This is a genomic window from Streptomyces sp. NPDC058335 (assembly GCF_042723915.1).
Taxonomy (GTDB): Bacteria; Actinomycetota; Actinomycetes; order Streptomycetales; family Streptomycetaceae; genus Streptomyces.
On the sequence record NZ_JBHXHX010000014.1, the window covers coordinates 16067 to 30262 of the forward strand.

The window sequence follows — 14196 nt, forward strand, 5'->3', positions numbered from 1 at the left end:
GCCAAGACGGTCAAGCCGTCCCGTCCGGACCGTTGACGAGGTGTCATGACTGCAACAAACATGTCCTCCGACCGCCTTTGGGAGCGCTCCCATGGCAACTGCTCCCGCCCGGAGCGCTCCCGCACCTCCCGGAGGAGCCCAGACGTGAAACGACGCAGAACCACCCTGCTGTCCCTGGCGGCCCTGCTGGGCGCGGCCCTCACCGCGCTGCCCGTGCCGCAGGCCGGGGCCGAGGAGACCGAGCAGATCAGGAACGGCACCTTCGACACCGGCGCCGACGCGTGGTGGTCCACCAACGTCACCGCCGCCCCGTCCGAGGGACGGCTGTGCGCGGACGTGCCGGGCGGCACCGTCAACCGCTGGGACTCCGCCGTCGGCCAGGACGGCATCACCCTCGTCAAGGGGGAGACGTACCGGTTCTCCTTCGCGGCGTCCGGCGTGCCCGAGGGCCATGTGGTGCGGGCGGTCGTCGGCCAGGCCGTCGCGCCGTACGAGACCTGGCAGGAGGCGAGCCCGGTGCTGGGCGAGGCGGCCGGGTCGTACTCCTACACCTTCACCTCGCCCGTCGACTCCGCCCAGGGTCAGGTCGCCTTCCAGGTCGGCGGCAGCGCCGACCCCTGGCGGTTCTGCCTCGACGACGTGTCCCTGCTGGGCGGGGTGCCGCCGGAGGTGTACGAGCCCGACACCGGGCCGCGGGTGCGCGTCAACCAGGTCGCCTACCTGCCCGCCGGGCCGAAGAACGCCACCCTCGTCACCGACGCCACCACGAAGCTGCCGTGGGCGCTGAGGAACGCCGCCGGCGCGACCGTCGCCCGCGGCTGGACCGTGCCGCGCGGCCTCGACGTGTCCTCCGGGCAGAACGTCCACTCCGTCGACTTCGGCGCCTACCGCACCCGCGGCACCGGCCTCACGCTGGCCGTGGACGGCGAGATCAGTCATCCCTTCGACATCGGCACGGCCGCCTACGAGCGGCTCCGCGTGGACGCGGTCAAGTACTACTACCCGCAGCGCAGCGGCATCGCGATCCGCGACGACCTGCGCCCCGGCTACGGCAGGGCCGCGGGACACGTCGGCGTCGCCCCCAACCAGGGCGACACCTCCGTGCCCTGCCAGCCCGGCGTGTGCGACTACACCCTCGACGTCTCCGGGGGCTGGTACGACGCCGGTGACCACGGCAAGTACGTCGTCAACGGCGGCATCGCCACCTGGGAGCTGCTGAGCACCCACGAACGCGCGCTGACGGCCCGCACCGGCGACCCGGCGAAACTCGGCGACGGCACCCTCGCGCTCCCCGAGAGCGGCAACAAGGTGCCGGACGTCCTCGACGAGGCCCGCTGGGAACTGGAGTTCCTGCTGAAGATGCAGGTCCCGGACGGGCAGGCCCTCGCGGGAATGGTCCATCACAAGATCCACGACGAGCAGTGGACCGGCCTGCCGCTGCTGCCGGGTGACGACCCGCAGAAGCGCGAACTGCACCCGCCGACCACCGCCGCGACCCTCAACCTGGCCGCGACGGCCGCGCAGGCCGCCCGCCTGTACAAGCCCTACGACAAGGCCTTCGCCGCCCGCGCGCTGACCGCCGCCCGCAAGGCCTGGACGGCAGCTCTCGCCCACCCCGCCGTCTACGCCGACCCGGCCGACGGCACCGGCGGCGGCGCCTACAACGACGACAACGTGACCGACGAGTTCTACTGGGCCGCAGCCGAGCTGTATCTCACCACCGGTGAACGGCAGTTCGCCGGCCACGTCCTCGACTCCCCGGTCCACACGGCCGACGTCTTCGTCCCCAAGGGCTTCGACTGGTCCCGGACCGCCGCCGCGGCCCGCCTCGACCTGGCGACCGTCCCCAGCAGGCTGCCCGGCCGCGACGAGGTGCGCCGCTCGGTCGTCACGGGTGCCGACACCTACCTCGCCACCCTGCGCGACCACGCGTACGGCATGCCGTACGCGCCCGAGGACAACCGCTACGACTGGGGCTCCGCCCACCAGGTCCTCAACAACGCCGTGGTCATCGCCGCCGCCTACGACATCACCGGCGCCTCGAAGTACCGCGACGGAGCCGTCCAGGCGATGGACAACATCCTCGGCCGCAACGCGCTGAACATCTCCTACGTCACCGGCTACGGCGACGTCGCCGCCCATCAGCTGCACAGCCGCTGGTACGCCCGCCAGCTCGACCCCAACCTGCCCAGCCCGCCGGACGGCACCCTCGCGGGCGGCCCGAACTCCAGCATCCAGGACCCTCTCGCGCAGGCCAAACTGAAGGGCTGCGTCGGGCAGTTCTGCTACATCGACGACATCCAGTCCTGGTCGACGAACGAGACGGCGATCAACTGGAACGCCGCCCTGGCCCGGATGGCCTCGTTCGTGGCCGACCAGGGGTAGTGGCCGGGGGGTGACTGTCTGCGGCCGAACGGTGTCCGAGTCTGCCAGGAAGTGATCGGTGACAGGATCGCTCGGACACCGTTCGGTACCGCCTACCCGCCACTTTGACCAGGGGATATTTACGAGTAAGTACCCGAGCGGTACCGTGAAGGACATGCCAGCCCTCAATGTGGAATTCAGCGATCGCGAGCTGGAGGACCTGCGGCAGATCGCCAAGGAACGCGGTACGTCGATGAAGGCGCTCGTCAGGGAGGCCGCCGCCGCGGACATAGCCAGGCACCGGGCGCTCCAGGAAGGAGCCGAGGCCTTCCGCAGGTTCTTCGCCACCCACGCCGACGAGTTCGCCGCGGCCTTCCCCGACGACGAACCGCCCGTCAAGAGTGAGGGGCGGGTCGCCTGACCGATGGCACCTGTCATCCATATCGACGTGCCCTGGCTGCTCCAGCGCCACGAAGAGGTCCTGCCGGACCAGCCGACCATCAACGACTTCTCCGCGCTCGTCGCCGCCGTCGCCCGCCATCGGGTCGACCCGCCGCGGCTCGGCGTGGACTCCGACCCGGCCTGGCGGGCCGCCGCGCTCCTGCACACCCTCGCACTGCTCAAGCCGCTGCCCTCGGCCAACGCCCGCTTCGCCAGCGCGACGGCGGTGGCCTACATGTTCGTCAGCGACGTCGGCATCGACCCGCCCTACGGCGCCCTCGTCGACCTGACCCGCGACCTGATCGACGGCAAGACCGACATCTACGGCGCGGCCGACCGGCTGCGGTCCTGGCAGATCTGAGGAAGGGGCCTTCCCGGGCCGCCGGCCGAGGGCGGGAGGAACAGGGCCGGCGGCCGTTTCGCGCAGGGAGAGCCGCCGTCCCGCGCGTGGCCTCCGAGGAAGGGCCGACCCTCAGTCCACTACGCGCCGCACACGCGGGGAACGTGTGCGTGGCACAGCCGCGTGCGCGCGCTTCACACGGGGCGCGCGATGCGCACGGGAGCGCACGGCCGAAGGGGCAGGGTCAAATCCGCTGCGCGAGGGGCGAATCGGGCGCCGCCTGTCGACATTCTTTCAACAGCGGCCGGGAACCTTCGGCGGCTTGTTGTGCCCGACTCGGTTGTGCGAAGGTGAGCCACTCGTGCGGGGGCCGGGGCCGGGCGTCCCGTGTTCGCCGGCGGAGGTGAACGCGCGCCCCCGCCGCGCCGGACAGGTACGTACCGAAGGAAGCCGCACAGTGCTCACCCCCCAGCCCCCTCGCCCTCCCTACCCCCCGCCCGGCTCCGGACCCGGTGAATCCGACGAGTCCCTCGCCTCGGGGACGCGCAGCGGCACGGACGGCGAGGTGGCCCGGTCCACCGCGCTCCTCATCGCGCGGCACTGGGAGCCGGTGCACGACTACGCGGTGATCTGCCTCGCCTCCTCCACCGGCATCGCCGCCATGGTCGCCACCGCCGCCTTCCACCAGGTCCTCGACCGGCTGAAAATGGGCGAGCCCGGCACCGCGCTGCGCCCCCGCCTGCTGGTCACCGTGCGCGACACGGTCCGGCAGTGGGCCGCCGACGAGGAACTGTCCGGCGTCCTGCCCGACCTGGGCAAACCGGCCGGCGCCCGGGGGATGCGGGCCGCCAAGTCCATGACCCCGGAGAACCGGCTGCTCGCCGAGCGCGCCTTCCAGAGCCTGCCCCCCGTCGCCCGCTGCGTGCTGTGGCACGCCGAGGTCGAGGCCGAGCCGATCACCGTCGCCGCCGGCCTGCTCGGCATGGACACCGACACCGTGGCCGCCGTCCGTGAACAGGCCCGGGAGAAGCTCCGCGAGGGATGCGTCCGCGCCCACCGGGACCTCGCGCCCAGCAAGGAATGCCGGTTCTACAACCGGCTCCTCGACGTCCCCATAGGCCGCGGCGGCGACCTCCTGCCCGACGTCCGCCGGCACCTGGACGCCTGCCGCTACTGCCGTGCCGCGGCGGAACAACTCGGCCACTTCGAGGGCGACCTGGGGATCCTTCTCGCCGAGGCGGTGCTCGGCTGGGGAGCCCGCCGGTACGTCGAATCGCGGCCCGGCCGCACCGCACAGCAGACCGTCGGCCTGCGCGGCTCCGCCCGGCACCGCGGCGGCCGCCCGCGCGGCACCCGCCGTGCCGGTGGTCTGCTCGCGCGCATGCCCTCGCCCGGCCGCCGCGAACCCGGTGCCGGCCCGCGCTCCCCGCGGGCCCTGTTCACGGGCGTCGGCCTCGCCGGGGCCGGTCTGCTGACCACCCTGCTCGCCGCCGGCCTGTGGACCGACGACGGCACCGCCGACCCGGCCGCCTCCCCGGCCACCGCCGGCGGCACGGCCTCCTCCGGCACCGGCTCCCCGGCCACCCCCACCGTGCCCTCGGGCCCCGACACCGCCCAACTCCCCAATGCCCCGCGGGAGACCCGGCTGCGCAACCTTGCCGCCGACCTGTGCCTGGACATCCGCGGCGAGGCCGAGGCGGGCGCCGCCCTCGAACTGGCGGACTGCTCCGACGACCGGTCCCAGCAGTGGTCGTACGAGGAGGACGGGCAGCTGCGCAGCCTGGCCGAACCCCATCTGTGCGTGGACGCGCACGCGGACGCCGGCGTGGTCATCCTGGAGACGTGCGTGGAAACCGGTGACCCGCGCGCCGACGACGTCCGCTACGACCTCACGCCGCAGGGGGAGTTGCTGCCCCGCTGGAACGAGTCCCTCGCCCTCGCCCCGGCCGGTACGGACGCCGCCGCCGACATCGTCGTCAAGGTCCGCGACCGCTCCACCGGACAGCGCTGGCAGTCCGACGCGGCCCCGGCCGGTACCGGCTCGCTGTCGATCACCGGCACCGAGCCGCCCCCGGCACGGCCCGTCGAACTGTCGGACCGCACCGCCTGAGGAGCGGCCGGTCCGGCGGTCACCCGGCGCCCTCCTCCAGGTCCGCCGGGCCGACGGTCGCCGGGCCGGCATGACCGGACAGGGCCAGCGTGAGGTCCAACTCGGCGAGCAGACAGCGGATCACATGCTCCACGCCGGGCTGTCCGTCCAGGCCCAGACCGTAGACGTACGGCCGGCCCAGCAGCACCGCGCGGGCACCCAGCGCTAGCGCCTTGAAGACGTCGTCGCCGCTGCGCACCCCGCTGTCGAACAGCACGGTCAGCCGGTCGCCGACCGCCGCCGCGACCCGCGGCAGGGCGTCCGCGGCGGCGACCGAACCCGCCACCTGCCGCCCGCCGTGGTTGGAGACCACCACGCCGTCCATCCCGGCGTCGGCGGCCAGCCGGGCGTCGTCCGGATGCAGAACGCCCTTCAGCACGATGGGCCCGTCCCAGTGCTCCCGCAGGAACGCCAGGTCGGGCCAGGTCTTGCCGGGGTCCGAGAACAGGTTCACGAAGTGCATCACCGCCGCGTTCGGGTCCTCCTGCACCGGCTTCGCCAGGCCCGCCCGGAACGCCGGATCGGTGAAGTAATTGGCGGTGCCCACCCCGTGCAGGAACGGCAGATACGCCCGGTCCAGGTCACGCGGCCGCCAGGCGAGCAGCGGCGTGTCCAGGGTGACGACCAGCACCGAGAAACCGGCCGCCCGCGCCCGGCCCAGGAAACTCCGCGCCACCTCACGGTCCTTGGACCAGTACAGCTGGAACCAGCGCTCGGCGTCCCCCATCGCCGCCGCGACCTCCTCCATCGGCGTGCTCGACGCCGACGACAGGATGAACGGCACGCCCTGCGCGGCGGCGGCGCGGGCCGCCGCCGGCTCGGCCCCCGGATGCATGATCGACAGCACCCCCACGGGCGCCAGCGCCACCGGGGCGGGCAGGGAGCGGCCGAGCACCTCGACCGACAGATCGCGCTCGTGCACGCCCCGCAGCATCCGCGGCACGATCCGACGGCGTTCGAGGGCCGCCCGGTTGGCGCGCGCGGTACTGCCGTCACCCGCGCTGCCCGCCACGTAACCGACCGGCCCGGGGCCGAGCCGCCGCTCGGTCAGCTCCTCGAGCCGGCTCAGGTCGGTGGGCAGCCGGGGAACCGCGCCCGTCATCCCGTTCAGATAGATCTCGTACTGGAAATCCGCCCAGTGCCTGGCCATCCGTACGCCCCGCCTCTCGTCGTCGAGCCGCGCTCCACGGCGACCATACCGGCGGGTAGGCGAGGAGGGGACGGCGGCCGGACAGGGGTCGGCGAGCGCGGGCGGGCGGGGACGCGGAATGTTTCCGGACTATTAACGAGCCTATGAAAACCGGTCACCGCGGCCAAGGAAGGGATCATGAAGCGCTTGCCCAGGGGGTTGGAACGTTCGAATTCCGTGACTTCGCGCCACTGATTCAATACGCAAGGTTACTGAAACCCATGGGGTCGATGTGAGTTTCGGTGGTGGACTCGGCAGAGTGGCGCTCGCCGCGTTCGACACCGACCGAGCCGGACCGGCACACCCCCGAATCGAGCGGAAGGATGCACACAATGCGGAACACCGCGCGCTGGGCAGCGACCCTCGGCCTCACGGCCGCCTCTGTCTGCGGAACCCTCACCGGGTCCGCGCTCGCCGCCCCGGCCGCCCCGGCCTCGCTCTACGCCCCGTCGGCCCTGGTGCTGACCCTCGGGCACGGAGAGAGTGCCACCGCCGTCAGCCCGGCCCGTGCCGTCACCCTCACCTGTGCGCCGGGCCCCTCCGGCAGTCACCCGGCAGCCGCCCTGGCCTGTGCCGAACTGCGGTCGGCCGACGGTGACTTCGAGATGCTGGCCGACCCGGGTGACGCGCTGTGTACCAGGGAGTACGACCCCGTCGTCGTCACCGTCGACGGCGTGTGGCAGGGCAAGCGCGTCTCCTACGAGCGCACCTTCTCCAACGACTGCGTGAAGAACTCCTCCGGGAGTGCCCTCTTCGCGTTCTAGACCGGGGTCGCGTGGCCCCGTGGGCAATGCGAACGGCTCGTGACGTGGGGAGTGCGAGCCACTGACACGGACAACCACGGCGATCCCGCGACCAGGGACCGGCCGGGCGGAGTGGGGCCGCCCGCCGGTCCCTGGCATGTGTGGCCGTCGGCGCGGGCGGAGTCAGGCCCGGTCGCGGTGGCTGGTGTCGCACCACGGATAGCGGCGGCTGCGCCGGCAGGTGCACAGAGCGACCCGGAAGCGGTCGGAGACGACCGTGGAACCGTCCTCCAGTTCCACCTCGACGGGCCCCTCGACGAGCAGGGGCCCCTTGCGCTGCACACTGATCCGGCGGGGCCGGTCAGCGGGGGAGTTCGGCACGGACCACCACCAGTTCCTCGTTGTTCTCGCCGCCGGACAGCAGCCCTCGCCGCCGCAGCCACTCCTCCCGGGAGCGCAGGACCGGCCCGAACGGGATGCGGCGCCGCCGCGTCACGGACGCCTTCATGCCCGCCGTGCGCAGATGTCCGACGGTCCGGTCCGGGTCGCTCAGCGCGGAGTGCACCAGCAGCAGCACCCCGCCCGGCCGCAGCAGCCCCGGCGCTTCCCGGCAGATCCGGTCCAGCACCAGGCGGCCGTCGCCGCCCGCGTCCCAGGCGCGGGCCGGCCCGCGCGGTGCCCGGCTGCCGTTCGGGGCCGGCACGTACGGCGGGTTCGCCAGGACGAGGTCGAAGGTCCGGCCCCGCACCGGTTCGAAGAGGTTCCCGCGCAGCACGCGCACCGGCAGCCCGGCCCGCCAGGCGTTCCAGCGGGCGGCGTACACCGCCCGCCGGGACACGTCGACGGCGGTCACACGGGTCCCGCGGCGCGCGGCCTCCAGGGCCAGCGCGCCGGAGCCGGTGCCCACGTCGAGGACGTCGGAGCCCGGCGACAGAGGTTCTTCGGACAGCGCCCCGGCCAGCAGGTCGGTGTCCTCCTGAGGGGCGTACACGCCCGGAAGTACCAGCGGATTCACGCCGAACCAAGTACCCCGGCAATCAAGAAATATGGGCTGCCGCGGGAGTCGGGGGAGTGTGCGGCGTCAGGGGAGTGCGCAGGGAGGAGCGTCCGGCACGCCAGTCCCCGAGCAGCCGCGCGGCCAGCCGGTCCTCCAGCAGGACCGTGGCGCCGACGCCGAACGCGACATCGGGGGCGAGATGCGGCTCCTCTTCGAGCAGACCGCCGATGACGTCGTGCCGTACGACCTGCTCGTGGACCGCGTCGGCCTCCACATGCTCGTCGTAGAAGTACGCGGCGGCGGGCCCGGCACCCGCGCGGCGCATCGCCTCCGCGAGCCGCCGGGAACCCGGCGAGGAGGTGATCTCCACGGTGGCGAAATGGCCGACCAGCGCGCCGCGCAGACCGCGGTGCAGGCCGAACAGCGACATCAGGTTGACCGTGGCCAGCGTCTCGGCGCACGCGGCGTCCAGGTAGCGGCCGTACGTCGTGTCCAGGTCCAGGTCCGTCATCAGGTCCGCGAACAGACGGGCGTGCACCCGGTCGGGGCGCCCGCCACCGTACTCGTCGAACTCCACCGCCGCCATCGCCGCCTTGGCCCGCCCCCACAGCCGCGGCAGCACCCAGGCGTGCGGATCGGCCTCCTTGAGGTGGTAGAGGGAGCGCTGTGCCGCGTACTCGCGCAGCTGCCACAACTCGCCCTCGTCGCGCAGGAAATGGGAGACGCCGGAGCCCTCCACCGGCTCGACGAGCAGTTCGGCGAGGGCGTCCTCCACGCTGTCGTGGACCGGGGTGTCGGCGCGCAGGGCGGTCAGAAAACGCTGCTCCAGCGCGGCGCGCAGCCTCAGCAGGTCGGGGTCCCACTCGACGTCGGCGCTCACCCCGGCGAAGCCGCGGTAGTGCAGCTCGTAGCAGACGTACAGGGCCAGCTGGAGGTCGTCGCCGTACGCGGGCCCCTCCGCCACCGTCCAAGCGGGCGGCAGCGGGCCCGTGCCGAGCAGGTACTCCCGTACGCCGGCGGACAGGGGGCCGCGGGCGGCGGGCAGCCGTGGTCCTTCATATGCCATGCGCGCCGGGTACCCCGCGCGCCGGGTGCCATCCGCCCGCGTGGACCCGGCCCGAAGGGGTACTCCGGACCGTCATGAAGGCGCTCGTGATCAACTGCACGCTCAAGAGGTCCCCGGACCCCTCCAACACCGAGGCGCTCGCCGGGGTCGTCGTGGACCAGCTGGAGAAGGACGGTGTCCGTGTGGAGGTGGTCCGGGCCGTCGACCTGGACATCGAGCCGGGCGTGACCAGCGAGCCCGTCCGCGAGGGCGACGCCTGGCCGTCGGTGCACGCCAAGCTGCTGGACGCCGAGATCCTGGTCATGGCCTCGCCTACCTGGCTGGGCCGACCGTCCTCCGTGGCCCAGCGGGTGCTGGAGCGGATGGACGCCATGCTCTCCGAGACCGACGACGAGGACCGTCCCGTCGCCTACAACCGGGTCGCGGGCGTCGTCGTCACCGGCAACGAGGACGGCGCCCACCACGTCGTCAGCGAGATCTCGGGCGCGCTCGCCGACATCGGCTACACCATCCCGGGCCAGGCCTGGACGTACTGGCACCTGGGCCCCGGAGCCGGCCCCGACTACCTCGACGAGGAGCGGGGCCGCGACTGGTCGCACAGCACCGGTCGGGCCATGGCCGCCAACCTGGCCGGGGTCGCGCGGGCGCTCGCCGAGCGGCCCCTGGGAGCGCCGCCCGGCTGAGCAGCAGACCCAACGCCCTGGCGTCAGTCCCCGTGGGACTCCTCCTGGGCGCGGGTGTTCGGGGTGATGGCCTCACCCGCCTCACCCGAGGCGCGCCGCGCCTCCCGCTCCTCGTCGGTGCGGCGCTCGGCCTCCTCGATCTCGCGCATCACCTCCTCGAGCGCGGTCCTGGGACGGTCCCGCCGGTCTGCCTTCGCGTCCCGCTCCTTGTGCCCCGCACGGTCCTCGGGGTGCTCGGCGTCCTCGGACACGGACGACTCCCTTCCTCTCGGTGCCCGGCTCCTCGCTTCCTCACGGCGCCCGGCCGGGTCTGGTCAGTGCGTGGCGGAGGCCGCCACGCGCAGCGGCACCGGCTCCGCCGGCGCCGACTCCTCGGAGAGCCGGGTGACCTCCGCCCACCAGGACGCCCCGTCCTCGATGTGCCGCAGCAGGACACCCTCGCGGATCGCCCACGGGCAGACGGTGACCGTCTTCAGGCCGATCAGCTTCATCGCCGTGTGCCCGACCACCGCGCCGGCCAGGCTCTGGGCGGCGCGCGGCGCGGAGATGCCGGGCAGCTCGGCCCGCGCGGCGACCGGCAACCGTGCCAGCCGGGTCACCGCCTCGCCCAGGGCGGCGCAGTCCAGCGTGCGGGCGACGAACGGGCCCTGGCGGCCGGGCGGCGCCCCGCACAGCCGGGCCAGCTGCTGGAACGTACGGGAGGTGACCACCGCCGTGCGCGGGCCCTCCCAGCGGATCCGGGCGGCCACGTCCCGGAGCTGGTGGCGGACCTTGCGGCGCAGCTCGCGCACCCGTTCCGGGGGCGGCGGGTCCTGGTCCGCGAAGAACTCGTGGGTCAGCCGCCCGGCCCCGAGCGGCAGGGAGGCCACGAAGTCCGGCAGCCGGCCCCGACCGAACGCCACCTCGAACGAATTGCCGCCGATGTCCATGAGCGCGAGCGGCCCCGCCCGCCAGCCCATCCAGCGCCGCGCCCCGAGGAACGTCAGCTCGGCCTCCACCTCGCCCGGCAGGGTGCACAGCGGCACACCGGTGCGCGAGGTGACCGTGCGCAGCACCTCCCGCCGGTTCGGGGAGTTGCGCACCATGGCGGTCGCGAAGGCCAGCGGGCTCGTCGCGCCCCACCGGGCCGCCGTACGGTCCGCGGCGGCCACCGCGTCGACCAGGTTCTCGATCGCCTCGCCGGGTATCGGCTCACCCGGCTTGACCTGCTCGGACAGCCGCAGCCGCCACTTGGCCGTGTGCACCGGCAGCGGCACGCCGTCCTGCGCGTCCGCCACCACCAGGCGCACGGCGTTGGATCCCACGTCCAGCACGCTGATTCTCATGGCCGGGCGAGTACCCGGCCCAGGCACTCCATACGTCACCCGGCGGCATACGACTTCTCCGCTCCGGTGCCGCCCGACCCCTCAGGCCACCTGCCGCCGCACCAGTTCGTGCAACCGGCCGGCCGGGTCCGCGAGCAGCCGGGACGGCGGGCCCTGCTCGACGACCTTGCCGTTCTCCATCACCACGACCCGGTCGGCGTCCAGCACCGTCGACAGACGGTGGGCGATGACGACGCGGGTGGCGTCGAGCTTGCGGGTGCTGTCGATGACCGTGCGCTGGGTCTCGTTGTCCAGGGCGCTGGTCGCCTCGTCGAAGAAGAGGATCCGCGGGCGCCGGATCAGCGCCTGGGCGATCATCAGCCGCTGGCGCTGACCGCCCGAGACCGAGCCGCTGCCCGAGACGATCGTGTGCAGCCCCATCGGCATCCGCCTGATGTCCTCCGCGAGCCCCGCCATCTCGGCCGCCGCCATCGCCTCCTCGGGCGTGTAGGACCCGGTGCCGCAGATGACGTCCAGGATCGACCCGGTGAACGGCTGGGCGTGCTGGAGCACCACCCCGCACTGCCGGCGTACGGCCGACTGGTCGAGGGCGGCCAGGTCCTGACCGTCGTAGAGCACGCTGCCCGAGACCGGGCGGTCGAAGCCGATGAGCAGGCGCAGCAGAGTCGACTTGCCGCAGCCGCTGGGCCCGACGATCGCCACGAACTCGCCCGGCCGCACCTCGAAGGAGACGTCGTCCAGGACGAGGGGGCCGTCGTCGGAGTAGCGGAACGACAGCCGGCGGGCCTCGACCGCGCCGGACAGCGGACCCGGCCGGGTGCTCGCCGCCCGCACCTCCGGGGTCGCCTCCAGCACCGGCCGGATCTCCTCGAACAGCGGAAGCGCGGCCACCACCGACACGAACGCGCCGGTCAGCGAGGTCACGGAGGTCAGCAGCATCGTCATCGACGTGTTGAAGGTGAGGAAGTCCGCCGCCGACAGCGTGCCGCGTGCCGGACCGGCCAGCAGCATGAACATCACCAGGGAGCACAGCGGCAGATAGACCGCGCCCAGCACCGTGGACAGGTTCTTGATCCGGCCGAGCCGCTGCTGGAGCTCCCGGCTGCGGGCGAACTGGCCCGCCCAGGCGGCGTACGCGTAGTTCTCGGCGGCCGCGATCCGCAGCTTGGGCAGGCCGCGCAGGGTCTGGAACGCCTGGTTGTTGAGCTTGTTGGAGAGCACCACCAGCCTGCGCTGCCAGCGCACCTGCCACAGCCCGAGCCCCAGGAACACGGCGGCGATGACGACGAGCATCGCGATCGCGGCCAGCGCCATCGGGACGCTGTACCAGAGCAGCAGGCCCAGGTTCATGGCGCCGATCGTGACGGACTGCGCGACCGACGGGCCGAGGCCCGCCAGCAGCCGGCGGATCGCGCTGATGCCCATGGCCGCGCTCGCCAGCTCACCCGTGGAGCGTTCGGCGAAGAACTTCGTCGGCAGCCTCAGCAGCCGGTCCCACACGGCCGGCTGGAGGGTCGCCTCGATCCGGCCCTCCAGCCGCAGGATGGTCATGTTCTGGAGCAGCATGAACGCCGCCGCCACCACACCGCTGACCAGCACGGCCAGACACACCTGCTCGATCAGCCCCTGCTGGGCCCGCGGCACGTACTCGCCGAGCACCTTGCCCGTGGCGACCGGCACCAACGCGCCGATCGCCACCGTGACGAGCCCGCTGAGCAGCAGGTTCGTCAGGTCGCGGCCGGTGCCCCGCATGCTGAACCGCAGCAGTCCGAGCGGACCGAGCCGCCGCTCGGGCAGCGGGCGGTAGAACATGACGGCCCGCGGCTCGAACTCCTCCGCGTTGGCCTTCTCCACCGGCGTCTCGCGGCCGGTCGCGGGATGGACGGCGACATAGCCGCCGCGCCGCCACAGCAGCGCGACCGGTGCCCCGGACAGCGCCCGGTGGGCGACGAGCGGGCCGACGTCGTCGCGCCACCAGCGGCCGTCCAGCCGTACGGCGCGGGTGCGCACGCGGGAGGCGAGCGCGATCTGCTCGACCGGGTCGAGACGGTCGTTGCCGGCGCCCATCCGGGTCGGCTCGACGAGGGCGATGCCGGCGGCCCCCGCGACCAGTTCGCAGGCGGCGAACGTGGCGTCCGCGTCCGCGGCCGTCGCGCGCGGCCCGGTCCTGCGGCCGATCGACGCCAGCAGCGTCCGGTCGGCCCGCGCGCGCACCGCCTCGCCGGCCTCGATGCCGGCGGCCGTGCGCGTCTCGTGGGTGCGCTCCAGCTGCTCGATCCAGCGGTCCAGGGTGGTCAGCAGGCGGTACTGCTGGTCGACCATGGACTGCCACACCGCCGGGTCCATCAGCAGGTCGGCGGCTGCCTCCGCGCCGTACAGCGAGCCGTACTGGACGCTGCCCGGCGGGACCTGCATCCAGAACACGTCGTCGTCCGTGACCTCCGCCGGCCGCTCGGTGGCCATCGGGGCCTGGAAGAGGACGGACAGTCCGCGGCCCACGCCGAGGGCGAGGGCGTACTCCAGCGGGCTCGACGTGGGCGGCACGTACTGGGGGTTGCCGTACTCGTCGTAGGACCAGGTCTGGGTGCTCGCGGGCTGGTACAGCTCCCGCAGGCCGACGCGGTGGACCACGCAGTCGCGCAACGGGCGGGCCACCAGAGTGTGCTGAGGGCCGACGACCGGGCCGAGCAGCAGCGATCCCGCCTCCAGCCGGCCCAGGTGGTGCCAGTGGCCCTGCTGCTCCGCGTCCACCGCGAACAGGTCCAGCGCGCCGGAGGCGACCAGCCACAGCACCTGCGGACCCTCCAGCTCGAGCCGGCCGACCCCGGCGCAGTCGACCCGCGTGCCCATCCGCCCCAACGCCGAGAGGACGACATCGCCTTCGTGTACGGCCGTCATC

The 14196-nt window shown here is 73.3% G+C and carries 13 protein-coding genes; 6 read left to right on the plus strand and 7 right to left on the minus strand.

Going from position 1 to position 14196, the window contains the following annotated elements:
- Window positions 1-144: 144 nt before the first annotated feature.
- The 4 genes from ACFWJX_RS26140 (at window position 145) to ACFWJX_RS26155 (ending at window position 5255) form a co-directional block, all read left to right on the plus strand.
- On the plus strand, window positions 145-2385 hold the full coding sequence (locus tag ACFWJX_RS26140; protein WP_383247779.1) for a glycoside hydrolase family 9 protein: 2241 nt from the start codon (window positions 145-147) through the stop codon (window positions 2383-2385).
- Between the two features lie 154 nt (window positions 2386-2539).
- Window positions 2540-2785 (plus strand): hypothetical protein, encoded by a 246-nt coding sequence (locus ACFWJX_RS26145; RefSeq protein ID WP_383247782.1) that lies wholly within the window; start codon window positions 2540-2542, stop codon window positions 2783-2785.
- Between the two features lie 3 nt (window positions 2786-2788).
- Entirely contained in the window at window positions 2789-3166 is a 378-nt protein-coding gene (locus ACFWJX_RS26150; protein WP_383247785.1) for a toxin Doc, read from the plus strand.
- A gap of 436 nt (window positions 3167-3602) precedes the next feature.
- Window positions 3603-5255, plus strand: coding sequence for a ricin-type beta-trefoil lectin domain protein (locus ACFWJX_RS26155; RefSeq protein WP_383247788.1), 1653 nt, complete (start codon window positions 3603-3605; stop codon window positions 5253-5255).
- Between the two features lie 19 nt (window positions 5256-5274).
- On the opposite strand, the gene ACFWJX_RS26160 is transcribed toward ACFWJX_RS26155, so the two are convergent.
- The gene (locus ACFWJX_RS26160) at window positions 5275-6444 is read right to left on the minus strand and encodes a lactate 2-monooxygenase (protein ID WP_383247792.1); all 1170 of its coding nucleotides are present in this window, start codon (window positions 6442-6444) and stop codon (window positions 5275-5277) included.
- A 371-nt stretch (window positions 6445-6815) separates the two neighbouring features.
- On the opposite strand from ACFWJX_RS26160, the gene ACFWJX_RS26165 reads away from it, so the two are divergent.
- Window positions 6816-7247: a subtilase-type protease inhibitor gene (locus ACFWJX_RS26165; protein WP_383247795.1), complete on the plus strand. Its 432-nt coding sequence runs from the start codon at window positions 6816-6818 to the stop codon at window positions 7245-7247.
- Window positions 7248-7409: 162 nt separating this feature from the next.
- Here the strand turns inward: ACFWJX_RS26165 and ACFWJX_RS26170 are convergent, their stop codons facing one another.
- Genes ACFWJX_RS26170 through ACFWJX_RS26180 form a run of 3 tightly spaced genes read right to left on the minus strand, consistent with a single transcriptional unit; the run spans window position 7410 to window position 9289 of the window.
- On the minus strand, window positions 7410-7607 hold the full coding sequence (locus ACFWJX_RS26170; protein WP_383247797.1) for a CDGSH iron-sulfur domain-containing protein: 198 nt from the start codon (window positions 7605-7607) through the stop codon (window positions 7410-7412).
- Window positions 7588-8217: a HemK2/MTQ2 family protein methyltransferase gene (locus ACFWJX_RS26175; RefSeq protein ID WP_383248202.1), complete on the minus strand. Its 630-nt coding sequence runs from the start codon at window positions 8215-8217 to the stop codon at window positions 7588-7590. Before ACFWJX_RS26175 ends, ACFWJX_RS26170 begins: the two co-directional genes overlap by 20 nt.
- A gap of 46 nt (window positions 8218-8263) precedes the next feature.
- Window positions 8264-9289 carry an iron-containing redox enzyme family protein gene (locus ACFWJX_RS26180; RefSeq protein WP_383247799.1) on the minus strand — a complete coding sequence of 342 codons (1026 nt, stop codon included), beginning with the start codon at window positions 9287-9289 and terminating at the stop codon, window positions 8264-8266.
- Between the two features lie 74 nt (window positions 9290-9363).
- Here ACFWJX_RS26180 and ACFWJX_RS26185 point away from each other — a divergent pair, with 74 nt between their 5' ends.
- Window positions 9364-9972 carry a flavodoxin family protein gene (locus ACFWJX_RS26185; protein WP_383247802.1) on the plus strand — a complete coding sequence of 203 codons (609 nt, stop codon included), beginning with the start codon at window positions 9364-9366 and terminating at the stop codon, window positions 9970-9972.
- 23 nt (window positions 9973-9995) lie between these two features.
- Here ACFWJX_RS26185 and ACFWJX_RS26190 read toward each other — a convergent pair whose 3' ends face one another.
- The 3 genes from ACFWJX_RS26190 to ACFWJX_RS26200 all read right to left on the minus strand — a co-directional run bounded on the left by ACFWJX_RS26190 (window position 9996) and on the right by ACFWJX_RS26200 (window position 14195).
- Entirely contained in the window at window positions 9996-10223 is a 228-nt protein-coding gene (locus ACFWJX_RS26190; protein WP_383247805.1) for a hypothetical protein, read from the minus strand.
- A 63-nt stretch (window positions 10224-10286) separates the two neighbouring features.
- Complete coding sequence (locus ACFWJX_RS26195; RefSeq protein ID WP_383247807.1) at window positions 10287-11297, minus strand: Ppx/GppA family phosphatase; 1011 nt, start codon at window positions 11295-11297, stop codon at window positions 10287-10289.
- Between the two features lie 81 nt (window positions 11298-11378).
- Window positions 11379-14195 carry an NHLP bacteriocin export ABC transporter permease/ATPase subunit gene (locus ACFWJX_RS26200; RefSeq protein ID WP_383247810.1) on the minus strand — a complete coding sequence of 939 codons (2817 nt, stop codon included), beginning with the start codon at window positions 14193-14195 and terminating at the stop codon, window positions 11379-11381.
- Between the last annotated feature and the right edge of the window lies 1 nt (window position 14196).